19 protein-coding genes are annotated in these 25,268 nt (G+C 71.4%); 11 read left to right on the top strand and 8 right to left on the bottom strand.

The window, feature by feature from the left end:
- Positions 1–1,611 carry an N-acyl-D-amino-acid deacylase family protein gene (locus tag ACZ60B_RS02405; RefSeq protein WP_469383506.1) on the top strand — a complete coding sequence of 537 codons (1,611 nt, stop codon included), beginning with the start codon at positions 1–3 and terminating at the stop codon, positions 1,609–1,611.
- Between the two features lie 16 nt (positions 1,612–1,627).
- Here ACZ60B_RS02405 and ACZ60B_RS02400 read toward each other — a convergent pair whose 3' ends face one another.
- Together ACZ60B_RS02400 and ACZ60B_RS02395 are read right to left on the bottom strand one after the other, a co-directional pair.
- Complete coding sequence (locus ACZ60B_RS02400) at positions 1,628–2,509, bottom strand: S1 family peptidase (protein ID WP_469383504.1); 882 nt, start codon at positions 2,507–2,509, stop codon at positions 1,628–1,630.
- A gap of 266 nt (positions 2,510–2,775) precedes the next feature.
- Positions 2,776–3,711 (bottom strand): hypothetical protein, encoded by a 936-nt coding sequence (locus ACZ60B_RS02395; protein WP_469383502.1) that lies wholly within the window; start codon positions 3,709–3,711, stop codon positions 2,776–2,778.
- A gap of 126 nt (positions 3,712–3,837) precedes the next feature.
- Between ACZ60B_RS02395 and ACZ60B_RS02390 the strand changes: the two genes are divergently transcribed.
- The 6 genes from ACZ60B_RS02390 to ACZ60B_RS02365 all read left to right on the top strand — a co-directional run bounded on the left by ACZ60B_RS02390 (position 3,838) and on the right by ACZ60B_RS02365 (position 10,151).
- Complete coding sequence (locus ACZ60B_RS02390; RefSeq protein WP_469383500.1) at positions 3,838–5,049, top strand: pyridoxal phosphate-dependent aminotransferase; 1,212 nt, start codon at positions 3,838–3,840, stop codon at positions 5,047–5,049.
- Between the two features lie 104 nt (positions 5,050–5,153).
- The gene (locus ACZ60B_RS02385; protein ID WP_469383498.1) at positions 5,154–5,576 is read left to right on the top strand and encodes an SCO4983 family protein; all 423 of its coding nucleotides are present in this window, start codon (positions 5,154–5,156) and stop codon (positions 5,574–5,576) included.
- A gap of 181 nt (positions 5,577–5,757) precedes the next feature.
- Positions 5,758–6,834 (top strand): substrate-binding domain-containing protein, encoded by a 1,077-nt coding sequence (locus tag ACZ60B_RS02380; protein WP_469383497.1) that lies wholly within the window; start codon positions 5,758–5,760, stop codon positions 6,832–6,834.
- 14 nt (positions 6,835–6,848) lie between these two features.
- The gene (locus ACZ60B_RS02375; protein WP_469383495.1) at positions 6,849–8,024 is read left to right on the top strand and encodes a toxic anion resistance protein; all 1,176 of its coding nucleotides are present in this window, start codon (positions 6,849–6,851) and stop codon (positions 8,022–8,024) included.
- The gene (locus ACZ60B_RS02370) at positions 8,021–9,559 is read left to right on the top strand and encodes a vWA domain-containing protein (RefSeq protein ID WP_469383494.1); all 1,539 of its coding nucleotides are present in this window, start codon (positions 8,021–8,023) and stop codon (positions 9,557–9,559) included. Before ACZ60B_RS02375 ends, ACZ60B_RS02370 begins: the two co-directional genes overlap by 4 nt.
- On the top strand, positions 9,546–10,151 hold the full coding sequence (locus ACZ60B_RS02365) for a hypothetical protein (RefSeq protein WP_469383492.1): 606 nt from the start codon (positions 9,546–9,548) through the stop codon (positions 10,149–10,151). Before ACZ60B_RS02370 ends, ACZ60B_RS02365 begins: the two co-directional genes overlap by 14 nt.
- A 239-nt stretch (positions 10,152–10,390) precedes the next feature.
- On the opposite strand, the gene ACZ60B_RS02360 is transcribed toward ACZ60B_RS02365, so the two are convergent.
- A complete protein-coding gene (locus tag ACZ60B_RS02360; protein WP_469383490.1) occupies positions 10,391–12,211 on the bottom strand; it encodes a phosphoenolpyruvate carboxykinase (GTP) in 1,821 nt (606 codons plus the stop codon).
- Positions 12,212–12,522: 311 nt separating this feature from the next.
- On the opposite strand from ACZ60B_RS02360, the gene trhA reads away from it, so the two are divergent.
- The 4 genes from trhA (at position 12,523) to ACZ60B_RS02340 (ending at position 16,331) form a co-directional block, all read left to right on the top strand.
- Complete coding sequence (trhA, locus tag ACZ60B_RS02355) at positions 12,523–13,236, top strand: PAQR family membrane homeostasis protein TrhA (protein WP_469383489.1); 714 nt, start codon at positions 12,523–12,525, stop codon at positions 13,234–13,236.
- A gap of 116 nt (positions 13,237–13,352) precedes the next feature.
- Complete coding sequence (locus ACZ60B_RS02350) at positions 13,353–14,930, top strand: MFS transporter (protein ID WP_469383487.1); 1,578 nt, start codon at positions 13,353–13,355, stop codon at positions 14,928–14,930.
- Between the two features lie 5 nt (positions 14,931–14,935).
- Positions 14,936–15,565, top strand: a complete 630-nt coding sequence (locus tag ACZ60B_RS02345; protein ID WP_469383486.1) for a TetR/AcrR family transcriptional regulator — start codon at positions 14,936–14,938, stop codon at positions 15,563–15,565.
- A 34-nt stretch (positions 15,566–15,599) separates the two neighbouring features.
- A complete protein-coding gene (locus ACZ60B_RS02340) occupies positions 15,600–16,331 on the top strand; it encodes a Mut7-C RNAse domain-containing protein (RefSeq protein ID WP_469383485.1) in 732 nt (243 codons plus the stop codon).
- A 19-nt stretch (positions 16,332–16,350) separates the two neighbouring features.
- Here the strand turns inward: ACZ60B_RS02340 and ACZ60B_RS02335 are convergent, their stop codons facing one another.
- From ACZ60B_RS02335 to ACZ60B_RS02315, 5 genes are all read right to left on the bottom strand, one after another.
- Positions 16,351–18,795 (bottom strand): galactose oxidase-like domain-containing protein, encoded by a 2,445-nt coding sequence (locus ACZ60B_RS02335; protein WP_469383483.1) that lies wholly within the window; start codon positions 18,793–18,795, stop codon positions 16,351–16,353.
- Positions 18,792–19,997: a glycosyltransferase gene (locus tag ACZ60B_RS02330; protein ID WP_469383481.1), complete on the bottom strand. Its 1,206-nt coding sequence runs from the start codon at positions 19,995–19,997 to the stop codon at positions 18,792–18,794. The genes ACZ60B_RS02335 and ACZ60B_RS02330 overlap by 4 nt, the downstream gene beginning before the upstream one ends.
- Positions 19,994–21,643 (bottom strand): ArnT family glycosyltransferase, encoded by a 1,650-nt coding sequence (locus tag ACZ60B_RS02325; protein ID WP_469383479.1) that lies wholly within the window; start codon positions 21,641–21,643, stop codon positions 19,994–19,996. The genes ACZ60B_RS02330 and ACZ60B_RS02325 overlap by 4 nt, the downstream gene beginning before the upstream one ends.
- On the bottom strand, positions 21,640–22,908 hold the full coding sequence (locus tag ACZ60B_RS02320; protein ID WP_469383477.1) for a glycosyltransferase: 1,269 nt from the start codon (positions 22,906–22,908) through the stop codon (positions 21,640–21,642). The genes ACZ60B_RS02325 and ACZ60B_RS02320 overlap by 4 nt, the downstream gene beginning before the upstream one ends.
- A 202-nt stretch (positions 22,909–23,110) precedes the next feature.
- Positions 23,111–25,144 (bottom strand): thioredoxin domain-containing protein, encoded by a 2,034-nt coding sequence (locus ACZ60B_RS02315; protein ID WP_469383475.1) that lies wholly within the window; start codon positions 25,142–25,144, stop codon positions 23,111–23,113.
- Between the last annotated feature and the right edge of the window lie 124 nt (positions 25,145–25,268).

Below are 25,268 nucleotides of genomic sequence, written 5' to 3'. Positions count from 1 at the left end.
GTGGAGAACCTCGTCATCCGGGACGCGGACGTCGTGGACGGCACCGGCGCGGACGCGTACCGCGCCGACGTGGTCGTGGACGACGGCCGGATCGTCTCGATCGTCAAGGAGGCCGCCGCGGCGGGCTGCCAGCGCCCCCGGGCGCGCCGGGAGCTGGACGCCGAGGGGCTGGTGCTGTCGCCCGGCTTCATCGACATGCACGCCCACAGCGACCTGGCGCTGCTGCGCGACCCCGACCACTCGGCGAAGGCCGCGCAGGGCGTCACGCTGGAGGTGATCGGCCAGGACGGTCTGTCGTACGCCCCCGTCGACGACCGCACGCTCGACGAGGTGCGCCGGGCGATCACCGGCTGGAACGGGTACGGCGACGACCTCGACCTCGACTGGCGGTCGGTGGGCGGGTACCTCGACCGGCTGGACCGGGGCATCGCCGTGAACGCGGCCTATCTCGTCCCCCAGGGCACGGTCCGCGCGCTCGTCGTCGGCTGGGAGGACCGCCCGGCCACGTCCGGGGAGCTGGAGCGGATGCGGCGGCTGGTCGCCGAGGGCCTGGAACAGGGCGCGGTCGGTCTCTCCTCCGGACTCACCTACACCCCCGGCATGTACGCCGGGAACGCCGAACTGACGGAACTGTGCCGGGTGGTGGCGCACTACGGCGGCTACTACGCCCCGCACCACCGCTCGTACGGGGCCGGTGCGCTGGAGGCGTACGCGGAGATGGTGGACCTGGCCCGGGAGGCCGGCTGCGCGCTCCATCTCACCCACGCCACCATGAACTTCGGCGTGAACGAGGGGCGGGCGCCCGAACTGCTGGCGCTGCTGGACGAGGCGCTGGCCGACGGCGCCGACCTCACCCTCGACAGCTACCCCTACACCCCCGGCTGCACGACCCTGGTGGCCCTGCTGCCGAGCTGGGCGGGCGAGGGCGGCCCCGAGGAGCTGCTGCGGCGGCTGGCGGACGACGCGACCGCCGAGCGGATCCGGCACGACCTGGAGGTCACCGGCGCGGACGGCTGCCACGGGGTGCCCGTCGACTGGGACACGGTCGAGATCTCGGGGGTCGCCGACCCGGCGCTCGGCGACCTCGTCGGCCGTACGGTCCTCGCGTCGGCGCGGCTGCGCGGCGAGGCCCCCTGGGCGACCGCCCGCCGGCTGCTGCTCGCGGACCGGCTGGGGCCGACGATCCTGCAACACGTGGGGCACGAGGAGAACGTCCGGGCGATCATGCGGCACCGGGTCCACACCGGCGGCTCGGACGGCATCCTGACGGGCGCCAGGCCGCATCCGCGGGCGTACGGCACCTTCCCGCGCTATCTCGGGCACTACGCGCGGGAGCTGGGGGTGCTGTCGCTGGAGGAGTGCGTCGCCCACCTCACCGGACGCCCGGCGGCCCGGCTGAGGCTGCCGGACCGCGGGCTGGTCCGCGAGGGGTACCGGGCCGACCTGGTGCTGTTCGACCCGGCGACGGTCGCGGCGGGCTCGACGTACGACGCCCCGCGCACGCCGCCGACGGGCATCCCGTACGTCCTGGTCGACGGCCGGTTCGTGATCGAGGACGGCCGACGGACGGACGTACTGGCGGGGCGGGCGGTCCGCAGGACTCCCCGGTGACCGCCCGCCGCTCACCCTAGGGCTTGGGCAGGGTGCACGCGCTCGCGCTCAGGTTGAGCTGGTTGCCGGTCTTGAAGCAGGCCGGGATCTGGTAGGTCTCCTGCGCGTAGTTGATGCCCTTGCGGACGGTCACGTTGCCGCTCGCGTCGACCTCGCAGGGGTTGTTCTCCGTGCAGGTCGCGCCGTCCTCGTTGCCCGTGTTGTTGACCGCGACGACCTTGTTGGTGGCCTGGTCGATGACCGGGGAGCCGGAGGTGCCGCCGATCGTCTGGCAGGCGGAGGTGTAGCGGACCGAGTCCTTCCAGGTCCAGTCGCCCTCCTTCAGGCGGTACACGAACCCGTCGACGTTGCAGCTGTAGTACCGCTTCCAGTACCCGGAGGCGACGGTGATGGCGGTACCGGCGACCGGGTGGGTGTCGGCGAGGGTCAGCGGGCTGATGCCGTAGGAGCTCAGGATCGTCGCGTAGGTGCTGGTGAGCTGGTAGATCGTGATGTCGGTGTCCGTCATCGTCGAGTACGCGACCTTGCTCGCCCGCAGGGTCGCCACCCTGGTGCCCGCGGAGTTGAGCAGTCCGAAGGTGCGGCTGGACGACTGGCCGACGATCACCTCGCCGGGCTCCGGGAAGCCGGTCTCCAGGCAGTGGCCGTTGGTGAGGACCAGCGCCGGGTCGGTGGACGCGGAGTTCGGGAAGCGGATCACCGAGCCGGAGCAGTTGCTGAGCGATACGGTGCCCGCGAAGGTGACGGCCTGGAGCGTGGGGGCTGCGGCGGTCCGCGTCGGGGCGGCGGCACTGCTGACGGACGCGGGCGCCTCGGGTGCGGGGGCGGCGACCGCGGGTGCCGCGCCCGCCCCGGCGATCACCAGGGCGAAGAGCGCGGCGACGAGAGGCTTTCTCATGTGGGGGTCCCCTCTTACGACGGAGGCGACCGGAGATCTTCCGGCCACCACTGTTTTGTCATGCACATTGTGATGACAGGGGGACGTGCGGGCAACGAGCGCTTTCCGGCCGGAGGTGGCCGAATCCCGGCCGGACGCCCCTGGGGGCGGGAGCGGGCCGGGGCGGCCCGGAGACGACCGGTCGGGCCGTGAGGCCGGGGCGGGCCGGACGGCCCGGGTGACCGGACGCACCGCGAGGCCGCGCGTGCCTCGTCGCGGGCCGGGCGTCAGCCCTGGTCGCCGCCGCCGTGGCCCCAGCCGTGGCCGTGGCCGCGGCCGGACGGGGTGGCGGCCGGGGCGCTCGCCGTGGGGGTGGTGGCGGGGGTCTTCGGGCCGACGGAGGCCGTGGCCGAGGGGTTCTCGCTCCTGCCCGGGGACGCCGACGCGCTCGCGGAGGGCGCGGCGGAGGCCGACCGCGTGGCGGCCGGGGCGCCGGCCGAAGCCGTCGAGGTCTCGGGGGCGGCGGAGGGCGTCACCCCTTCGGGGTCCTGCAGTGTGACCGCGGCCGTGCCCGTCTCCGTGTCGTCCGGCGCCGCGGACCCCCCGGCCGTACCGTCCCGCTCGCCGCCCGCGCCGCCGGAGCCGGTGAAGGAGAGTCCGGCCAGCACCGCCGCCACGGACACGACCCCCGCCGCGCCGGCGACGATCGCCGTCCGGCGCCTGCGCACGGCACCCGGTTTGCGCCGGGACCGGCGGCCGGGACCCGCGGGCGGCACGGAGTACCCGACCCGCCCGACCCCGACCCCGGCCTCGTTCGGATGTCCGTAGCCCCCCGCGTACCCGTCCGCGTCCTGGGACCCGTCGTCGCCGGGACGGTCGCTCTCCCCCGGATACCCGGGGTACTCCGAATGGCCGGAATGCTCCGGATTCCCCGGATGGCCGGGATACCCGGGGTGCACGGGATGCCCGGGATATCCCGGCGGTATCTCGCCATCCACCAGCGCCGGCAGTTCGCGGGTCTCGTCGTACGAGTTCGTCCAGCCGTGCGCGGCCGCGGGATCGGTGTACTCCTCGTACGCCGGAGCCGGAGCGGCGGCCTGCGGCCGGTACACGTTCGGGTGCGCCGGGGACTCCGCCCCGAGGTGGGCGCCGGAAGCGCCGGCCGGGTCGTCTGCGGCAAAGGGGCCGTACGTCCCGTCCTGGCGCTGAGATGGGATGGACATGATCGCGGATTCTAGGTACAGGTGGGGCTCCTGTGACAGCTCTCGGCGATACCCGTACAAACCGCCGTGTCTCACGTGGCGGAAAACACGACCCAAGAGACGTTATCGAGCCGTAAGCTCACGGACATGCAGGTGATCCAGTCGACCAAGCTCGCCAACGTCTGTTACGAGATCCGGGGCCCGGTGCTCGAGGAGGCGATGCGACTGGAGGCGGCGGGGCACCGGATCCTCAAGCTGAACACCGGCAACCCGGCCGCCTTCGGCTTCGAGTGTCCGCCGGAGATCCTGGAGGACATCCTCCGCAACGTCTCCACGGCGCACGGCTACGGCGACGCGAAGGGCCTGCTGGCCGCCCGCCGGGCCGTGGTCATGCACAACCAGACCCTCGGCATCGAGACGGACGTCGAGCACGTCTTCATCGGCAACGGTGTCTCCGAGCTGATCGTGATGGCGATGCAGGCCCTGCTGGACGACGGCGACGAGGTCCTCGTACCGGCCCCCGACTACCCCCTGTGGACAGCGGCCGTCTCCCTGTCCGGCGGCACGGCCGTGCACTACCGGTGCGACGAGCAGTCCGACTGGATGCCCGACCTCGCGGACGTGGAACGGAAGATCACCGACCGCACCAAGGCGATCGTCGTCATCAACCCGAACAACCCGACGGGCGCGGTCTACGACGACGCGATGCTCAGGGGCCTGACCGACATCGCCCGCCGCCACAACCTGCTGGTCTGCTCGGACGAGATCTACGACAAGATCCTCTACGACGGCGCCACCCACACCCCGACCGCCGCGATCGCGCCCGACCTGCTCACCCTCACCTTCAACGGCATGTCGAAGGCCTACCGGGTGGCCGGCTACCGCGTCGGCTGGATGTCGGTCTCCGGCCCCCGCGCGCACGCCCAGTCGTACATAGAGGGTCTGACGATCCTGGCGAACATGCGCCTGTGCGCGAACATGCCGGGCCAGCACGGCGTGGTCGCCGCGCTCAGCGGCCGCCAGACGATCAACGAGCTGGTGCTGCCGGGCGGGCGGCTGAAGGAGCAGGTGGACACCGCCTACGAGCTGCTGACCCGGATCCCGGGCGTGACCTGCGTACGGCCGAAGGGGGCGCTGTATCTGTTCCCGCGCCTGGACCCCAAGGTCTTCAAGATCAAGGACGACCGGCAGATGGTCCTCGACCTGCTGCGCAGCGAGAAGATCATGGTCGTCCAGGGCACCGGCTTCAACTGGCCCGAGCCCGATCACTTCCGGGTGGTGACCCTGCCGTCGGTCGGGGACCTCCAGGACGCGATCGGCCGGATCGGCACCTTCCTGGACGGCTACAGCCAGACCTGACCGCACCCCGGGGGGACCGGTGACGGCCGCCTTCCTCGAACGATGCAACTTTAGACGAAATCCAAGCTAGGATGGTTTCCTGTCACAGCACAGGAGACCATCCCATGTACGAGCCGATCCGCACCAAGTCGGTCCACAGCACGATGGCCGGCGACACCTCCGACTTCCCCCACCGCTCCCGCGAGGAGGAGCTGGACATCCAGCTCGCAGGACATCTCGCGGCGCTGCTCGCCGTCACGGACGAACTGCGCGGCACGGACCCGTCGGCCGATCTCGACACCGCGGCCGAACGTCTCGCCCAGCAGGTGACCCGGCTGCGCGCGGGTCGCGCGCCGGTCCGCGCCGCGGTGGCCACCGCCGGCGACGAGCAGCTCCGCGCGGCACTGCACGAGCGGGCGCACACGCTCGCGGGCCGCGCCCTCGTCGTCGCCGCGTCCCGCGCCGACACCGCGGCGGCCATCCTGGCGGCGGAGCGCATGGACGCGCACGCCGCGGCGCAACGGCCGGAGTTGAGCGCCGCCGGCTGACACCCCCTCACCGGGGCCCCGAACGGCCCCGGTCCGCGTGCACCCGCAGCGACGCGCGGACCGGGCGCCCTGTATCTCCCTTCGGACTGCTGTCCTCCCGTTGCATACCGGGATCACCACTTCACCTCCCGTTCACCCGTCCCGCCCAGGAACGTATGGTTCCGCGAGCACAGTCCCCGGCGTGAGACGCATCGCAGGAATGGTCCTCGCGGTACTGCTGATCGGCGGAGTGGTGGCTGCCGTCGTCGCGGGCCGGGAACACGGGGACAAGGGCACGGCAACGAAGACCGTGCGTATGGTGATCGGATCGGAGAAGGCGGAGTTCTTCGCCGATCCAGACGTGGTGAAGGCCCTCGCCGCCAAGGGCTACACCGTGCAGGCGGAGACCTCCGGGTCATGGGCCATGGAAGGCCTCGACCTCAAGGGGTACGACGTCGCCTTCCCGTCCAGCCAGGCCCCGGCCGCCGAACTCGCCGCGAAGTACAAGGTGCACGGGACGCTGCCGCGCCCGTTCTACTCGCCCCTCGTCGTCGTGGCCCGCCGCGGCGCCGCCGAGGTGCTCGCCGGCAACGGGCTCGCCACCCTCGACGCCGAGAACCGCGGCACCCTGCGCATGTCCGCGTACCTGGACGCGGCCCGGCACGACCGGACCTGGCAGCAGCTCAAGGGCGCCGCCAAGTACGGGGAGCTGACCGGCACCCTCTACATCTCCAGCACCGACCCGGAGACCTCCAACTCGGGCGCCCTCTACCTCGCCGCGACCTCCTACGTCGCCGACGGCGGCCGGGTGGTGGCGAGCGACGCCGACATCGCGCGCACCGCGCCCCTGCTGCACAAGCTGGTCAGCGTCCAGGGCGCCCAGCAGTCCAGCACCGACGCGAACTTCCGGGACTTCGTCAGCGGCGCCGGCAACCCGCTCGTCCTGGTCTACGAGTCCCAGGTCGCCTCCCTGCTCCGACAACAGCACGACCCCGGCGACCTGGTCGTCCTCTACCCGGACACCACCGTCAACAGCGACCACACCGTCGTACCGCTCACCGACGACGGCCGCCGTCTGGCCGAACTCCTCGGCAGCGACCCGGTGCTGCGCAAGCTGGCGGTGCGCCACGGGTTCCGGCCGCAGGGCGACACCGCCGAGTTCACGGCGGCGGCCGCCGACCGGACCGCCTATCTCAAGCAACAGTTGACCGGTGTCCGGCAGGCGCCCGTGCCCACCTCGAAGGTGCTGCACGAACTGGCGCGCCGGGCCCGCGGATGAACGGGGGGAACCACATGACCACTGCGGACAACGACTTCACGCTCAGCCCGCCCGAGGCCGTCGCGCCGGTGCCGCGGGAGAAGGCCGGCGGGCTCGTCCCCGTCGACGACCGGGTCCGTACGGAGATGGCCACCAGGGCCACCGCCTACATCGAGGGCCTGACCGCGCTGGACGCCCGCTCGCCCGAGTTCGCGGGCAAGGTCGGGGAGATCACCGCGCTCGGCGCCGGGGAGATGCGCACCGCCGCCGCGCAGTCCAACCGGATGCTGGAGCGTGCCGTGCGCAGCCTGCCCGACAGGGGCGGGGACGCCCAGTCGAAGGTCGCGGGCTCGCTCGTCGAACTGCGGCGCGTGGTCGAGGACCTGGACCCGCGCGACCTGTCGGCGAACAAGGGGCGCAAGTTCCTCTCCCGGCTGCCCGGCGGCAACAAGCTGCGCGACCACGTCGCCAAGTACGCCTCCGCACAGGGCACGCTGAACAAGATCGTGGGCTCGCTGCGCGGCGGACAGGACGAACTGCGGCGCGACAACGCCGCGTTGCAGACCGAGCGGGTCCGGCTGTGGGAGACCATGGGCAAGCTCCAGGAGTACGTGGTGCTGACCCAGGCCCTGGACACCGCCGTGGAGCAGCACATCACCGGGGTGGAGGCGACAGAGCCCGAACAGGGCGACACCCTGCGCGCGGACGTGCTCTTCCCGGTCCGGCAGAAGCAGCAGGACCTGCTGACCCAGCTCGCGGTGTGCGCGCAGGGCTACCTCGCCATGGACGTCGTACGCCGCAACAACGAGGAGCTGATCAAGGGCGTCGACCGGGCGGCCACGACCACGGTGTCGGCGCTGCGCATCTCCGTGATGCTGGCCTCCGCCCTCGACCACCAGAAGAAGGTCGTCGACCAGGTCAACGCCCTGCGCGGGACGACCGAGGACCTCATCCGGGGCAACGCGGAGATGCTCGCCGGCCAGAGCGGGGAGATCCAGCGGATCGCGGCCGACCCGGCGGTGGGCGCGGAGACCCTGCGCGCCGCCTTCCAGCAGATCTACCGCACCCTCGACGCCATCGACACGTACAAGGTCCAGGCGACCGAGGTGATGGCGTCGACCGTGGAGTCCCTGACCTCGGAGCTGCAGAACGCGAGCTCGTACCTGGAGCGCAGCCGGTCGCAGGGCGCGCTCGAGGGAGGCCTCGGATGAGACGTGCTCCGGCCGCGGCCCTGGCCGCGCTCTCCGCGCTGTCCCTCCTGACGGCGTGTTCGGCGGAGCCGAAGAAGGATCCCGACGCGCCCGAACCCGGCACCGTCCGCGTCCTCGCCTCCAGCGAACTCGGCGACATGACGCCGGTCCTGGAGCAGGTCCGCAAGGACACCGGCCTCACCGTCCGCCCCACCTACATGGGCACCCTGGACGCCGTGGACCTGCTCGCCAAGGGCAAGGCGGACAGCCGGTTCGACGCGGTGTGGCTGTCCTCGAACGCCTATCTGCGGCTGCGCCCCGACGCGGCGAGGAAGGTCGTGTCCGAGACCCCCGTCATGTCGAGCCCGGTGGCGATCGGGGTGAGGACGCGGACGATGAACTCCCTGGGCTGGCAGCCCGACCACGTCACCTGGTCGCAGGTCGAGAAGGCCGTCGCGGACGGCAGGCTCACCTACGGCATGACCGACCCGGCCCGCTCCAACTCCGGTTTCTCCACCCTGATCTCGGTCGCCTCCGCGCTGTCCGGCGCCCAGTCGGCGCTCACCGACGCCGACGTCGCCGAGGCCACCCCGCGGCTGAAGGAGTTCTTCCGGGGGCAGAAGCTGACCTCGGGGTCCTCGGGCTGGCTGGCGAGCGCTTACACCCGGCGCGGGAACGTCGACGCGCTGCTCAACTACGAGTCCGTCCTCAAGGGCATCCCGGGCCTGACGGTGATCCGCCCCACGGACGGGGTGGTCACCGCCGACTACCCGCTCTCCTCGCTGGCGTCCTCGAACGCGGCGGCCCGTACGGACGTCCGCCGCCTCGCCGACGACCTGCGCACCGACGCCGTGCAGCGGCTCATCACCGAGCGCACCCACCGCCGGCCGGTCGTGGCCTCGGTGCGGCCGGCCGCCGGTCTCGACACCTCCAGGCGGCGCGAACTGCCCTTCCCCGGCAGCCGTTCCGTCGCCGACGGGCTGCTCCACTCCTACGAGAACGAACTGCGCCGCCCCTCCCGGACGGTGTACGTGCTGGACACCTCCGGCTCGATGGAGGGCGACCGGCTGTCCCGGCTGAAGCAGGCGCTCACCGATCTGACCGGTGACTTCCGCGAGCGCGAGGAGGTCACGCTGATGCCGTTCGGGTCGGAGGTGAAGAGCGCCCGGACCCATGTCGTCAGCCCGTCCGACCCGCAGAGCGGGCTCGCGGCGATCCGCCGGGACACCGAGGCGCTCGACGCCGACGGCGAGACCGCGATCTACACCTCGCTGGAGAAGGCCTACGACCATCTCGCCGGCGACAGCGACACGTTCACGTCGATCGTGCTGATGACGGACGGCGAGAACACCACCGGCGACGACGCCGGCGACTTCGACGCCTTCTACCGGAGGCTCGGCGCCGCCCGGCGGGAGATCCCCGTCTTCCCCATCCTCTTCGGCGACTCCGACCGCGCGGAGCTCGCGCACATCGCCGACCTGACCGGCGGCCGCCTCTTCGACGCCCAGCAGGGCTCGCTGGACGGCGCCTTCGAGGAGATCCGTGGCTACCAGTAAGTTCCTCGGGTACCTGGAGAGCCGCAAGAACATCACCGGCGCCGCCTGCGGGATCGCCGGTCTGGCGCTGACCTTCATGGGGGTGGCGGGCCCGTACTGGCCGGTCGTGGTCGCGGGTCTGTACGGCGCGGGCGCGCTGATCGCCCCGCCGGAGCGTCCGCCGCTGCCCGACTTCCCGGACCCGTCCGCGCAGCTCGACGAGGTGCGCGCCGACTTCGGGAAGCTGCGCGACTACCTCGCGGAGGTCGAGCTGCCGCCCGCCGCCGCGGGCCGGCTGACCGAACTGACCGAGCTGCTCACCGCGTTGCTCGACCCCGGCTGGGTCACCGAGCTGCTCGCCCAGGACCCGGAGGGCGTCCACGCGCTCTCCCGGTCCGTACGGCAGGACCTGCCGGAGGCCGTCGACACCTTCGTACGGACCCGGTGGTGGACGCGGCTGGCTCCCGGCCAGGAGCCGCCGGAACGGCATCTGGAGCGGCAGCTGACGCTGCTGCACGAGGAGGCGGACCGGCTGGCGGCGGGCCTGCGGGAGGCGGAGGCGCGGCGGCAGGAGTCGCACACGCGCTACCTGGAGGACCGCTCGCAGCAGTAGGGACGGGGCCCGCGGGGAAAGGGCCGGCACCCGGGAAGAGGACCGGCGTCCGCGGAAAAAGGGCGAAGGCCTGCCGCCGGTTCCCCGTCAGGGCGGACGGGGACGCGGCGACAGGCCTCGGGCCGCGCACGCCGTTGTACGCAACCTCGCCGGTCTGTGGTGGTTCACCGCGGCCGGCCGTGACGATACTGCTGGTCAGGGCACGATCGGAGCCGGCCGCGGCGTATTGAGGGGGCCGGTCAGCCCAGGCGCTCCACCAGGGCGCGGTACTCGTCCCACAGTTCCTTGGGCGTGTGGTCGCCGAAGGTGTTGAGGTGCTCGGGGACCAGGGCGGCCTCCTCGCGCCAGACCTCCTTGTCGACCGTGAGCAGGAAGTCCAGGTCGGACTCGGACAGGTTCAGGCCGTCGGTGTCCAGGGACCCCTTGGCCGGCAGGATGCCGATGGGGGTCTCGACGCCCTCCGCGCGGCCGTCGAGGCGGTCGACGATCCACTTCAGGACGCGGCTGTTCTCGCCGAAGCCGGGCCAGACGAACTTGCCCTCGTCGTTCTTGCGGAACCAGTTGACGTAGTAGATCTTCGGGAGCTTCGCCTGGTCCTTGTCCTTGGCGACGTCGACCCAGTGGCCCATGTAGTCGCCCATGTTGTAGCCGCAGAACGGCAGCATGGCGAAGGGGTCGCGGCGCAGCTCGCCGACCTTGCCCTCGGCGGCGGCGGTCTTCTCGGAGGCGACGTTCGCGCCGAGGAACACGCCGTGGTTCCAGTCGAAGGACTCCGTCACCAGGGGCACCGCGGTGGCGCGGCGGCCGCCGAAGAGGATCGCCGAGATCGGCACGCCCTTCGGGTCCTCCCACTCGGGCGCGATGATCGGGCACTGGGCGGCGGGGACGGTGAAGCGGGCGTTGGGATGGGCGGCGGGCGCGCCGGACTCGGGCGTCCAGTCGTTGCCCTTCCAGTCGGTGAGGTGGGCAGGGGTCTCCTCCGTCATGCCCTCCCACCAGATGTCGTCGTCGTCGGTGAGGGCGACGTTGGTGAAGACGGAGTTGCCCCACAGCGTCTTCATCGCGTTGGCGTTGGTGTGCTCACCGGTGCCGGGCGCGACGCCGAAGAAGCCGGCCTCGGGGTTGATCGCGTACAGGCGGCCGTCCTCGCCGAAGCGCATCCAGGCGATGTCGTCGCCGATCGTCTCGACGGTCCAGCCGGAGACGGTGGGCTCCAGCATGGCGAGGTTGGTCTTGCCGCAGGCGCTCGGGAAGGCGGCGGCGACGTACTTGGACTCGCCCTGCGGCGGGGTCAGCTTGAGGATCAGCATGTGCTCGGCGAGCCAGCCCTCGTCACGGGCCATGACGGAGGCGATGCGCAGGGCGTAGCACTTCTTGCCGAGCAGCGCGTTGCCGCCGTAGCCGGAGCCGTAGGACCAGATCTCGCGGCTCTCGGGGAAGTGGGAGATGTACTTGGTGCTGTTGCACGGCCACGGGACGTCCGCCTCGCCCTCGGCGAGGGGGGCGCCGAGGGTGTGCACGGCCTTCACGAAGAAGCCGTCGGACCCCAGCTCGTCCAGGACCGGCTGTCCCATCCGGGTCATCGTGCGCATGGACACCGCGACGTAGGCGGAGTCGGTGATCTCGACGCCGATCGCGGAGAGGTCCGAGCCCAGCGGGCCCATGCAGAACGGGACGACGTACATCGTCCGGCCCTTCATCGAGCCGCGGAAGACGCCCTTCTCACCCTGGAAGATCTCCCGCATCTCCGCGGGGTCCTTCCAGTGGTTGGTCGGGCCGGCGTCCTGCTCGCGCTCGGAGCATATGAAGGTCCGGTCCTCGACCCGGGCGACGTCGGTCGGGTCGGAAGCCGCGTAGTAGGAGTTGGGGCGCTTGATCGGGTCGAGCTTGCGGAAGGTGCCCTTGGCCACCAGTTCCGCCGACAGCCTGTCGTACTCGGCCTCGGATCCGTCACACCAGACCACGTTGTCCGGCTGCGTCAGTTCGGCGATCTCGTTGACCCACGAGATCAGTTCCTGATGGTTGGTGGGAATGACGGGAGCCGCGATGTCGCGCGCCACGATTGCTCCTAAAAAGAGGGGATTTTTTATTGGAGGCCCCGTGGGGGCTGCGACCCGGATGCTGCTCAGCGGAGACAGGTCCGCTCATCCGGTGCCGACCGCACTCATTTGATCCTCCGATGAGTCCGCCCATATGTCCAGAGGGCGTCACAGGTGAGCGGAGTGACCATCGCCACGTGTAGCCGCGCTTCTTTGCGTCTGCATGGCGTTCGACTGAAGGACTTTTTGCGTTGCCCGAATCACGTGAGATCATGGACACTCGGAGGCTGTACTGACACGTAACTTACGGTTCCGTAGGTACCATGCGGTCCATGACTGCGCCCGTCCCCGAGGCGTCGACGGACCCGTCGGCCGCCACCCCCGGCCCCGCCGCGCCCGCCCCGTCGCACCCGATCAAGCCGAAGCTGCGCGGCTGGCTGCATCTGGGCATGTTCCCGGCCGCACTGATCTCGGGACTGGTGCTCACCGCCCTCGCCGACTCCCCGCGCGGCCGCATCGCCTGCGGGATCTACGCGCTGACGGCGTGCCTGCTGTTCGGCGTGAGCGCGCTGTACCACCGGGGCGACTGGAGCCCGAGAATGGACGGCATCCTGCGCCGTCTCGACCACGCGAACATCTTCCTGATCATCGCGGGCACCTACACGCCGCTCACCATGCTGCTGCTGCCGCAGGCCAAGGGGCAGTGGCTGCTGTGGGGCGTCTGGGGCGCGGCGGCCGCGGGTATCGCCTTCCGCGTCTTCTGGGTCGGCGCCCCGCGCTGGCTCTACACGCCCTGCTACATAGCGATGGGCTGGGCGGCCGTCTTCTTCCTGCCGGACTTCATGCGCACGGGCGGCATCGCGGTCCTCGTCCTGGTGATCGTCGGCGGCCTGCTCTACAGCGCGGGCGGCGTGATCTACGGGATCAAGCGGCCCAACCCGTCACCGCGCTGGTTCGGCTTCCACGAGGTGTTCCACTCCCTCACCCTGGCCGCCTTCATCGTCCACTACGTCGGGATCTCCCTGGTGGCGTACCAGCACGCGTAACCCCCTCCCGCTTCATGGCCACGGCTCACGAGCCGTGGCCATTTTTCGTTGCCCGAACTCTGCCGACAGCAGGCCTCACTTGACAGTACTCATCTTTTGACAGTTACTCTCATTTCATGGTTACTGTCACGCAAGGCGATGACGTGCGGCGCGACGCCCGCCGCTGGTGGGCTCTGGGCGCCCTGGTCGCGAGCATGCTGGTGCTCGGCTTCGACATGACGATCCTCAATGTGGCGCTGCCGACGATGGCGGACCAGCTCGGCGCCACCACCGGTCAGCTCCAGTGGATGGCGGACGCGTACATCGTCGTCTTCGCCGCGCTGATGCTCCCCGCCGGCCTGCTCGGCGACCGGTTCGGACGGCGCCGGATGCTGATCACCGGGCTGGTGGTCTTCCTGGCCGGTTCCCTGGTGGGCACCCTGGCCGACCAGGTGGACTGGGTGATCGCCGCCCGCGCCCTGATGGGCGTCGGCGCGGCCCTGGTGATGCCGCTCGCCCTGTCCGTGCTGCCCTCGCTCTTCGGCCCCGACGAGCGCACCCGGGCCGTCGGGATCATCTCGGCCGCCTCGGCGCTCGGCCTGCCCCTCGGCCCGATCATCGGCGGCTTCCTGCTCAACCACTTCTGGTGGGGCTCGGTCTTCCTGGTCAACGTCCCGATGGTCGCCATCGGCGTCGCGGCCTGCCTGTTCCTGCTGCCCGAGACCCGCGACCCGGCCTCGCCGAAGGTCGACGCCGTCTCCACCGCCCTCACCGCCTCCGGCCTCGCCGCCCTCATCTACGCGATCATCGAGGCGCCCGGCCGCGGCTGGGGCGACGCGCTGGTCCTGTCCTGCTTCGCGGCGGCCGCGGTCCTGCTCGCCGGCCTGGTCCTGCGCGAGCGGCGGACCGAGCGCCCCATGCTCGACATGAGCCTGCTCGCCCACCGCGGCTTCCTGCTCAACACGGCCGCGGCGACCCTGGTGATGTTCGCCCTGTCCGGCCTGATGTTCGTCCTGCCGCCCTACCTCCAGACCGTGCTCGGCAACGACGCGCTGGGCACCGGGGTGCGGCTGCTGCCGATGATGGGCGGCCTGATGATCGCCGCGCGGACCGCCCAGCCGGTGGTGGCGCGGTTCGGGGCCCGTGCCGTGGTCAGCGTGGGCCTGGTCGTCCTCGCCTTCGCCGCGCTGCTCGGCAGCCGCACCACGACCGACTCCGGCTACGGCTTCACCGCGCTGTGGCTGTCGGTCGCGGGCCTCGGCTTCGGCTTCTCGGTCGTCCCGGCGATGGACGGAGCCCTGGCCGCGCTGCCCCGTGACCGGGCCGGCAGCGGATCCGGGCTGCTGATGACGCTGCGCCAGGTCGGCGGCGCGATCGGTATCGCCCTGCTCGGCAGCCTGCTGGCCGGCGCCTTCCGCGACCGGCTCGACCTCGGCGGGCTCCCCGCGAAGGCCGCCGACGCCGCCGGGGACTCGGTGGTGGCCGCGCACCTCGTCGCCGAGAAGGCGGGCTCGGCCCACCTGGCGGCCTCCGCGGACAGCGCCTACGTCCACGGCATGGGCCTGGTGCTGCTGGTGTGCGCGATCGCCTCGCTGGCCGCCGCCCTGCTGGCCGCCGCCTTCCTGCCGAGCGCGCGGCCCGCCCGGGACCCCGAGGGCGACGAGGGCGACGAGAGCCCGGCCGTGGTCACGCTCACGGGTGATGCCCGACAATGAACCCCATGACGGCCGCACATCGCACCACCCCCGACGACCGCCCCCGGCTGGGACTGAGGGAGCGGAAGAAGATCAAGACCCGGGAGGCGATCCGTACCGCCACCTACGGACTGATCAAGGAGCAGGGGTACGACGCCACGACGATCGACCAGATCGCCGAGCGCGCCGAGGTGTCGCCGTCGACCGTCTTCCGGTACTTCCCCACCAAGGAGGACATCGTCCTCACGGACGAGCACGACGCGTTCCTCATGGACGAGCTGAGCGCCCGGCCCGCCGACGAGCCGTGGCCGGAGTCCATCCGCTACGTGATGCACCGGGCCCTCAGCCTCGGCGCCAAGGACGACATCGAGGTGTCCCGGCTGCGCAGCAGGCTGACGGTCGAGGTCCCCGCGGTGCGCTCGCGCATGATGGAGAGCATGTCGGTCACCGGCCGCATGCTCTGCCGGGCCATCGGCGAGCGCACCGGCCTCGACCCGGAGAGCGTCGAGGTACGGGTCTACGCCATGTCCCTGGTCGGCGGGCTGATGGAGGCGTCCCTCTACTGGGCCGAGCGGGGGCACACGGACGACTTCCCCGATCTCGTCGACCGCACCCTGGACGTCCTGCAGCACGGCCTCCCGCAGCGGAACTCCTGAGACCGCACCCCGCCCCCCGTGTCATCCTGACCAGGTGAACCGACCCGAGATCCACGTCGAAGTCGCCCCCGAACTCACCCTGTTCGTCCCGCACGCCCGACGCCACGGCGCCACCGCCCTGGCCACCGACGGCGTCTCGACCCTCGGCCATGTCGTCGAGTCCCTCGGTGTCCCGCTCACCGAGGTCGGCTCGCTCGTCGTGGACGGCCGCCAGGTACCGGTCTCGCACGTCCCGGCCGCGGGCGAGTCGGTGACCGTCCGCGCGGTCGAACGCCCCCAGCGGGTCCCCGGCGCCCCGCTGCGCTTCCTCCTCGACGTCCACCTCGGCACCCTCGCCCGCCGGCTGCGCCTGCTCGGCGTGGACACGGCGTACGAGTCGACCGACATCGGCGACCCGGCGCTCGCCGCCCGCTCGGCCGCCGAACAGCGGGTGATGCTCAGCCGCGACCGCGGTCTGCTGCGCCGCCGGGAACTGTGGGCTGGCGCGTTCGTCTACAGCACCAGCCCCGACGACCAGCTCCGGGACGTCCTCGACCGGTTCGCCCCCGAGCTGCGCCCGTGGACCCGCTGCACCGCCTGCAACGGCCTGCTGAAGGAGGCCACCAAGGACGAGGTCGCCGACCAGCTCAAGCACGGCACGCAGGCGTCGTACGACGTGTTCGCGCAGTGCCGGGAGTGCGGGCGCGCCTACTGGAAGGGCGCGCACCACGAACAGCTCGAGGCCATCGTGGAGCGCGCCCTTGAGGAGTTCGCGGGCGAGCGTTAGCTCCTCACCCGCCGTTTCTTCACCCGCTGGTGCGGCCCTGGTTCCTCACGTCGCCCTTCCCGCAGGCGACCCCGTCCCGGTCGCGGTCCAGGGCCAGCGGGTCGTCCTTGCCGTTGACCTTCAGCCGGCCGTAGTGGTTCGTCTTCAGCCAGGCGCAGCGCGCGGCGGCCGTCTTCTTCACCTGTGCCGGGAAGACGGTCGGCACACACACGTTGATCGAGCCGTAGTGCCGGTCGCAGCCGGAGACGGTCGGGCTGACCTGCTGCGAGGCGCGCTTCTTGCCGGGCTCGGTGACCGTGCCGGTCAGCGAGTCGGCGAAGGCGTGCACATGCGGGGAGGCTTCGGTGGCGTTCAGCGCCGCCGGGCCCTGGAGGTGGACCCACTTCGCCACCGACGGCACGCCGTTGGCGTCGACCGCGAAGAGCATGTACCAGCCGGGCGGCGCCAGGTTGGGGTTGCTCGTCACGTTCAGGTCGACGTTGTTGCCGCTGACGGACAACGGCAGGTCCACGAACCGCTGGTTGGGGTCGGAGGAGTGGGTGACGGCGGCCGGGCGGATCAGTTCGGCCTTGGCGACAGGCCGGTCGACCGTGATCCGCTGGGTGTCGCCGTAGGTCCACTCGGTGTCGATGACCGAAGTGATCGTCGGTCGGGCGCCCTTGAGCAGATAGGGCGGGGTGTAGATCGACACGTTGTGGTTCCAGGTGCCGTTGCCCGGGTTGTCGCCGGTCGACATCACCCGCCCGTCGGGCAGCAGGAACGACGAGGAGTGGTAGCCGCGCGCCTGGGGGTCGGCGGCCACCGGGTCGAAGGTGTTGGTCGCCGGGTCGTACAGCGACGACTCGAAGACCGGGTCGGCGCGGTTGTGCAGCGCCCCGCCCGTCTCCAGCACCTTGCCGTCCGGCAGCAGCACGGCGGAGACGTACATCTTGCCCTGGTTGCCGGTCTCGGCGACCGGGCCGTTGCCGAGGTCCACCGTGCCCTGCGGCAGCGGCGGACCGGCCACGTAGGCGGGGTTGGCCGCCTTGAGGTCGATGACGTCGGTCAGCCGGTTGCCGTCCGGGTTGGAGTCGATGTTGCCGCCGCCGAGGGTGAGGACCTTCTGGTCCTGGGCCGGGGGCAGCAGCACGCTCGCCGACTGGTCGCGCTGGTCCTTGTTCTGGAGGCCGGGGATCTGGGTGATCGTGTTGGCGTCGTAGTCGTAGATCGCCGAGCCGGTGCCGGGGATGTTGTTGCCGAAGACATGGCTGCCCGAGTAGAAGAGACGGCCGTCCTGCATCAGGATCATCGACGGGTACAGGCCCCAGTACGACCAGGTCTGGTTGACCTGGGACAGCGGCAGCCACTTCTGCTGCGCGTTCGACCACAGCTCGGCGGTCACCGAGCCGGTGGAGTCCTCGCGCAGACCGCCGAAGGAGATGACGTCACCGTTGCCGAGCTCCGTCGCCGACGGGTACCAGTGACCGTCGTTGAGGTCGTTGGTCTTGCTGTAGGTCTCGGTGACGGGGTCGAAGACGTAGGAGTCCTTGAAGCCCTCGTAGCCGTGGCCGCCCGCCACCGGGAAGGCCTTGTTGCCGCTCATCACCAGCACCCGGCCGTCCTGGAGCTGGATGTGCCCGGCGCAGAACATGTCCTTCGGGGTGGGGATGACCTTGTAGCTGCCGTCGGCCGGGTTGTAGACCGCCGAGGTGAAGGTGCCCGCGTTGAACTGCTCCTCGCTGTTGCCGGAGCCCGCGATCAGCAGCACCTTGCCGTTGTTGAGGACGACGGAGTGCATGGAGCGGACCGGGTTCTGCGTGGGCAGCACCGTCCACCGGCCGTTGGCACACTCGTCGGCGGTGCCGGTGCAGGCGGCCGGCGGTGTGACGTCGGGGACCTGCTCCATCGTGTAGTCGTCGGTGGTCGCCGAGCCGGTGCCGTAGACGGAGACACCCCAGGTGATGCGGTCGGTGCCGGCCGGCACCTCGGGGGTGCGGACCGACGCCTTGGTCCAGTTGCCCTGCATGTCCAGCGTCTTGAGGTCGGTCCAGTACTGCCAGCCGGCGGTGGTGTCGTGCCGGAAGAGGGTGACGGCCGCGTCCGGCGTGGTCGTCTTGTACCAGAGCGAGAGGTCGTACTGCTTGCCCGGCGAGACCGCCGGGGCGCAGGCGGTGGACTCCGTGACCAGCGCCTTGCGGTCGCCGTCGACCCGGCGGGTCAGGGTGACCTTCATGGCCTTGGCGCCGGAGTGGGCGTCGGTGGTGGTGTCGAAGGTGAAGTCGTTGTCGCCCCAGCCCGACTTCTCCCAGCAGTACGGCATCCCGTCGGTGCCGGCCGTCTCGAAGCCGGGGTTCAGGACCAGGTTGGCGGCGGAGGCGGGCTGGGGCGAGGCGAGCAGGAGCCCGGCCGTCAGGGTGCCCACCCCGACGAGCGCGGTCCTTCTTCGGTTCCTGCCCGGGCGGTTCACACGGCTGACTCGGTTCACACGGCTCTCCTTGCTGTGCGGCTCGCGGCCGGGGTGTCGGTGCGTCCCCGGCGCGGCAGGTAGACCAGCGCTTCGGTACCGGCGAAGCGCAGGACGAACGTCGTCACCAGTGCCAGGGCGGTGGCGGACAGCGCCCCCATCCCGAACCGGTCGACGAACAGGGCGATCAGCGGAATGCGCAGTACGAGGTCGGCGTTGGCGAGCAGCGCGAACCGGCCGACGCGGTCCCACCAGCGCCGGTGCAGGCGCCGGTCGCGGAACAGCAGATGCTCGATGAGCAGGAAGTTCCAGGCGACGCCGAACTGGTTGGCGAGGATCTCCGCGGGGACGTAGTGCATCCCCGCGGCGGTCAGCGCCCCCAGGGCGAGCAGATTGGGCACGAAGCCGGTGGCGCCGATCAGCCCGAAACCGATCATGCGGGCCACCGGCGAGGCGGTGCGCAGGCCGACCAGATGGCGCAGGAAGCGCAGGCCTTCCTGCGCGCTCGACTTGGACTCGCCCGCGAACCGGTCCTGGAAGACGAAGGGCACCTCGGTGACCTGGCGGGGGCGGCTGCGCACGGCGAGTTCGAGGAGGATCTTGTAGCCGAGCGGCTTGAGGACGTCGGCGGTGACCGCGCTGCGGCGGATGGCGAAGAAGCCGCTCATGGGGTCGCTGATGCCGTGCAGCCGACGCGGGAACAGCGACTTGGTCAGCCAGGTCGCCCCGCGCGAGACGGCCACCCGGTAGCTGCCCGCGAGCCCGGCCCGGCTGCCGCCCTTGATGTAGCGGGAGGCGACGACGAGACCGGCGTGCGCCCGCTCGCCGGTGGCGACCAGCTCCGGCACCAGGGAGGGCGGATGCTGGCAGTCGCCGTCCATGACGACGATCCAGTCCGACCCGGCCGCCCTGAGCCCCTCGACGACCGCCCCGCCGAGCCCGCCGACCGGCTCGTCCCGGTGCAGCACGGTCACCGGGAACGGGCAGTCCTCGGCCGCCGCGCGGATGACCTCGGGGGTGTCGTCGGTGGAGTCGTCCACGAAGACGACCTCGCAGGGCAGCCGGGCCGGCACCGACTCGGTGATCAGGTGCAGCAGCCGGCGGACGTTGGCGGACTCGTTGAACGTCGGTACGACGATGGTGACGGCGCCGGGCTCCGGCACCTCGGCGGCCTGTACGGCCGGATCGCCCAGTTCGCCGGGGACGGTGTGTTCGTGGCTCATCGCAGGCCTCCGGCGACGGTCTGGATCCGGCGGATCTCGATGCGGTCCTCGCCGGTGCCGAAGGTGGCGACCGGCGTCGAGTGCCGCAGGGCGTCCTGGACGGCGGGCAGGTCGGCGGCGTCGCGCCGTACGGTCGGCGAGGCGACCACGTAGTCGAGGTCCCGCCAGCCGTGCGGCATCGTCCTGGTCACCGCGGGGTCGAGGTCGGCCTTGTAGAACCAGATCGCGCCCAGCCCGGGCCGGTACCCGGCGTGCACCAGGTCCAGCCAGAGCGCGTCGTCGACCAGGACGCGGGTGTCGGCCGGGTCGGCCACCTCGGTGCTCAGCCACCGGGACGCGGCCCGGTAGGGGGCGTTGGCGTCCGCGGTGACGGCGGTGCGGTCGCCGTCGTACCACCGCGGGACCACATAGGCCCCGGCGGCGAGGGCCAGGACCACGGCGAGGGCGTAGCGGCCGCCGGTGACGTACCGGTTCTCGCCCTCGCCGCGCCGGCGGCGCAGCACGGCGTGGGCGACCGACGCGGTGGCGCCGACCAGCACCAGGGCGAGGAACGGCAGGGCCCCGATGACGTACATCGCGGGCAGGTAGCCGCTGGGGCGCATCGCGACCAGGGTGAGGACGGCGACCGCGAGGGCCGGTCCGGCCAGGGCGCGGGCGGTGACCGACCAGCGCCAGGTGGCCAGCAGCAGGACCGCGCCGGCCAGACCGCCCAGGGGCAGCACCCGGTCGTAGTACAGCCAGGAGTGCAGCACCCCGTACGAGCCGCTGCCCTGGTCCAGGATGAAGCCCGAACCGGGCCTGGACATCTGGTACTTGATGCCGTCCCAGAGCGAGACGTGCCCACCGCCGGGGAACAACTCGCCCTTGAGCAGGGCGAAGAGGGGGTAGGAGAAGCCGATCAGGGCGCAGGCGGTGACGGCGCCGGTGAGGGCGAACTTGCGGGTGTCGCGGTGTCCGTGGCGCCACATGGTGACGACCACGGCGGGCAGGAGGACGAGCATCGTCTCCTTGGTGAGCACCGCTGCCGCGGCCGCGATCCCCGCGCCGAAGTGGTGCCACAGATGCCGGCTCGGGGAGGCGGCGAGGCAGAACGCCAGCAGCGTCCACATCACGGCGAGGTTGTCCAGGAAGATCTCGCGCTGGAGGACGACGGACAGCGGGGAGAGCCCGAACAGGACCATGCCGAGCCCGGCGGCCCAGCGCGGCAGGGAGAGCCGTCGGGCGAGGACGAAGACCAGTACGGCGCTGACCGCGCTGACGGCCAGCATCACCAGCCGCATCGAGCCGACGGTCATCGAGCCGGGGCTGACCAGGGACGGGATCCAGGTGAGCAGGGCGATCTGGATCCAGCCCAGGGGCGGATGGTCGTACCAGTAGGTGTAGTGGGCCAGGCCCCGGCCCTCCTGGACGGCCCAGGCCTGGGCGAGGTAGGTGCCCTCGTCGTCGCTGAGGGTCGGGTAGTCGGCGATGTTCCAGCCCTGCACGACGAGGATCGCCACGAGGAGCACACCGCACAGCAGGAGGTCGGGACGGGACGCCCGCAGCCGCCTCGGCGGTTCCGTGCGGCCGTTCGGACGGGTCGTGGGCGCAGGCCGGCGCTGCGCGGGGACCTTGACTGCGGTCACCGCGGGAAGGGTGGAGGTCACGCGTGGACGTCCTCTCGGATCACTTCGGATGCGGTGAGATGCGCGCCGACGTGCGTGGTCAGCTCCCAGTCGTTGCGGCCGCGGTGCTCGCGCCACACGGCGCGCATGGCGGCCCCGGCGAGGAGGACCTGGTAGAAGGGCCCGCCCACGATGAGCTTCAGGTAGTGGACGAGGCGGACGCGCAGGCCGTACTGCCTGCCGAAGTCGTGCAGTCCGACGACCTCGAAGACGAAGGTGACCAGGGCCGTGACGGCCGGGAGGAAGGTGACGAAGGCGATCCCGACGGGCACGTCGAGGAAGAGCGCGATCGCCACGTTGAGCGGGATGATGACCCCGGAGAAGGCCTGGAGGAACGGCGTCATGAGGGTGTAGCGGGCCAGCAGCCGCTGCCCGAAGCCCGGGAGCTGCTTCCAGTCCTTCTTCCGGTAGACCTGGAGGAAGCCCTGGTTCCAGCGGGTGCGCTGCTTCAGCAGCGACATCAGCGAGCCCGGGGTCTCCTCCCGGGTCACCATCGCGGAGTCGTAGGCGACGACGACCTTCTTGCCGACGCTGGACAGCCGCACCCCGAGGTCGCAGTCCTCGGCGAGGCACTCGGGGTCCCAGCCGTCGGCCTCGCGCAGCACGTCGGTGCGCACGAAGACGGTGTTGCCGCCGAGCGGGATGAACCCCTTCTGCGCGTGCAGGTGCAGCCGGGAGCGGAACCAGAAGAAGTACTCCAGGCAGTTGCGCAGGCTGTACCAGCTGGAGTGGAAGTTGATCAGCTGCACCCCGCCCTGGACGACGTCCGCGCCGGTGCTGCGGAAGGCGTGGTCGACATGGGCGAGCAGTTCCGGGTGGACCTGGTCCTCGGCGTCGAAGACCCCCACGACATCGCCGCGGCAGTGCGGCAGCGCCGTGTTCATGGCCTTGGGCTTGTTCTTCTTCTCATGGGTGTCGACGACCACTCGGACCCGCGGATCGCGCCGCGCCGCCTGCTCGGCAACCGCCGAGGTCTCCGGGTCGTCGTGCCCGACGATGACGATGATCTCGAAGTCGGTGTGGGTCGATTCCAGCAGCCGCTGGATGGTGTGGTCCAGCACGGCCTGTTCGTGCCGGGCCGGCAGCAGCAGCGAGAAGGAGAGGTTCTCGCCCCCGTCCGGTCTGCTGAAGCGGGTGGAGGCGAGCACCTCGGGCGTACGCCACGCGTGCATCTGCCACCACAAGGTGAAGGCGGCCATCCAGAACAGTGCCAGTGAAACGGCAGCGATGAAGACAGACGTCAGCAACAGATCCCCCCGGATCCCCTAGCCCCCTGTCGCGACGGGGAGCCACAACCGTCGCGTTACTGTGCAGAGACTAGGGGGGATCTGTGAATTTCGTGTGCTCTTCCGATAAATAGCCTGTTTCGGAGTGACGGCACCACTAGCCGGACGTGTCCGAACAGATACCCAATTAGGCCCTGTCGGAACCAACGTCCCACGGCATGTTTCAGCCGCTCAGCGCCTCGCGCAGCCGCTCCTTTTCGGTCGTCGGGGCGTCGCACGCGAAGTTACGGCAGACGTACGCCGTCGCCTCGCCGCCGACCGGCGGCCGGCCGGCCAGCAGCGGGAACTCGTCGCTCTCCGCGGTCCCGACGGCGACCACGGCGCCGGGGGCGGTGCCCAGCAGCGCCGTGCGGTGCAGGGCCCGGGTCGCCGGATCGTCGAGCGACGGGCCGACGATCGCGACCTCGCGCGGCCCGTCCAGCAGCGCCTCGGCGACCGCGAGCCCCCAGCCGATGAACCGCGGCACCCGCGGACCGAGCGCCTTCACCACGCCCAACGCCCGTTCCGCCGCGGCCCGGTGGGGCTCGGAGCCGGTCTGTGCCGCGTAGCCCAGCAGGGCGCCCGCCGCGGCCGTCCAGCCGGACGGGGTGGCGTTGTCGGTCGGGTCCTGCGGGCGTCGGATCAGCTTCTCGGCGTCGACCGCGGTGTCGAACAGGGCGCCCGAACCGGGGTCGACGAATCCGGCCAGTACGTGGTCGAGGAGCAGCCCGGCGAATTCGAGCCACACCCCCTCGCCGGTCACCGACGCCAGCGCGAGGAAGCCCTCGGCGACATCGGCGTAGTCCTCCAGCACTCCCGCGTTCGCCCCGGCGTGACCGTCCTTGCTGGTCCGGGAGAGCCGCGCGTGCTCGTCCAGGTGCAGCCGCACCAGGAGATCGGCGGCGGAGACGGCGGCCTCGACCAGGTCGGGGCGGTCGAAGTAGGCGCCGGTCTCGGCGAGGGCGGCGATCGCGAGCCCGTTCCAGGCGGCCACCACCTTGTCGTCCCGGCCCGGCGCGGGGCGCAGGTCCCGGGCGGCGAGCAGCCGCGCCCGGACCGAGGCGACCTTCTCCGCGTCGAACACGCCCTCCTGCTGGGGAAGTTGCAGCACGGAGGAGCCCTCCTCGAAGGTACCCTCCGCGGTCACCCCGAAGTGCGCGGCGGCCAGTTCGGCGTCCTGCTCCCCGAGCACCTCGGCGAGCTGCGCGGGCGTCCACACGTAGTACGCGCCCTCGACGTGCCGGCCGCCGCCGTCGTCGCTGTCGGCGTCGAGCGCGGAGGCGAACCCGCCCTCGTTCGTGCGCAGTTCGCGCACCATGAAGTCGGCCGTCTCCAGCGCCACCCGCCGGGCCGACTCCGAGCCGGTGGTCCGCCACAGATGTGCGTAGACGCGGCACAGAAGGGCGTTGTCGTAGAGCATCTTCTCGAAGTGGGGCACGATCCAGTCCCGGTCCACGGAGTACCGGGAGAAGCCGCCGCCCAACTGGTCGTAGATACCGCCACGGGCCATCCGCTCACAGGTGTCCTGCGCCATCTGGAGCGCGCCCTCGGAGCCGGTACGGGCGTGGTGGCGCAGCAAGAACTCGACCACCATGGCCGGGGGGAACTTGGGCGCCCCGCCGAAACCGCCGCGCCGGTCGTCGTACTCCCGGGTGAGCGCGAGCAGCGCCTGCGCGAGCTCCTCGTCGCCCGGGGTGCGCGCGTCGCCGTAGGAGATCTCCCGCGCCGCCAGGTCCCGCACGATCTTCCCGGCGACCTCGGCGACCTCGTCCCGCCGGTCGGTCCAGGCGCCGTGCACCCCCTCCAGCACCTGCCGGAAGGACGGCATGCCCTGCCGGGGCACGGGCGGGAAATAGGTCCCGAAGTAGAAGGGCTCGCCGTCCGGGGTCAGGAAGACCGTCATGGGCCAGCCGCCCTGCCCGGTCGCCGCCTGCACGGCCTCCATGTAGACGGCGTCGACGTCGGGCCGCTCCTCGCGGTCGACCTTGACGTTGACGAAGTGCGCGTTCATGTAGGCGGCGGTCCGCTCGTCCTCGAAGCTTTCCGTGGCGAGAACATGGCACCAGTGGCAGCTGCTGTAGCCGACGCTCAGCAGGACCGGCCTGCCGCTCGTACGGGCCTCCTCGAAGGCCTCGGCCGACCACGGCCACCAGTCCACGGGGTTGTCGGCGTGCTGGAGCAGATATGGGGACGTCTCATGAGCCAGGCGGTTCGGCATGGGATCCATCCTGCCCCAGTACCCGCTGATCCACGGACAGCGCCGGTACGGCGCGGCTCCCGCCCCGCACCGGCGGCGGGCCGTCGGCCCTCTCCCCTCCACGCCTCGTCCGCCGCACACTTGA

Source organism: Streptomyces sp. NPDC104096, from assembly GCF_055584385.1.
This window is presented reverse-complemented; position numbering and strand designations above follow the sequence as displayed.

Bases quoted from the DNA above. Each gene is read 5' to 3' on its own strand.
- ACZ60B_RS02400 (WP_469383504.1), bottom strand. From the start codon at position 2,509: ATGAGAAAGCCTCTCGTCGCCGCGCTCTTCGCCCTGGTGATCGCCGGG.
- ACZ60B_RS02395 (WP_469383502.1), bottom strand. From the start codon at position 3,711: ATGTCCATCCCATCTCAGCGCCAGGACGGGACGTACGGCCCCTTTGCC.
- ACZ60B_RS02390 (WP_469383500.1), top strand. From the start codon at position 3,838: ATGCAGGTGATCCAGTCGACCAAGCTCGCCAACGTCTGTTACGAGATC.
- ACZ60B_RS02385 (WP_469383498.1), top strand. From the start codon at position 5,154: ATGTACGAGCCGATCCGCACCAAGTCGGTCCACAGCACGATGGCCGGC.
- ACZ60B_RS02375 (WP_469383495.1), top strand. From the start codon at position 6,849: ATGACCACTGCGGACAACGACTTCACGCTCAGCCCGCCCGAGGCCGTC.
- ACZ60B_RS02370 (WP_469383494.1), top strand. From the start codon at position 8,021: ATGAGACGTGCTCCGGCCGCGGCCCTGGCCGCGCTCTCCGCGCTGTCC.
- trhA (WP_469383489.1), top strand. From the start codon at position 12,523: ATGACTGCGCCCGTCCCCGAGGCGTCGACGGACCCGTCGGCCGCCACC.
- ACZ60B_RS02350 (WP_469383487.1), top strand. From the start codon at position 13,353: ATGGTTACTGTCACGCAAGGCGATGACGTGCGGCGCGACGCCCGCCGC.
- ACZ60B_RS02345 (WP_469383486.1), top strand. From the start codon at position 14,936: ATGACGGCCGCACATCGCACCACCCCCGACGACCGCCCCCGGCTGGGA.
- ACZ60B_RS02330 (WP_469383481.1), bottom strand. From the start codon at position 19,997: ATGAGCCACGAACACACCGTCCCCGGCGAACTGGGCGATCCGGCCGTA.
- ACZ60B_RS02315 (WP_469383475.1), bottom strand. From the start codon at position 25,144: ATGCCGAACCGCCTGGCTCATGAGACGTCCCCATATCTGCTCCAGCAC.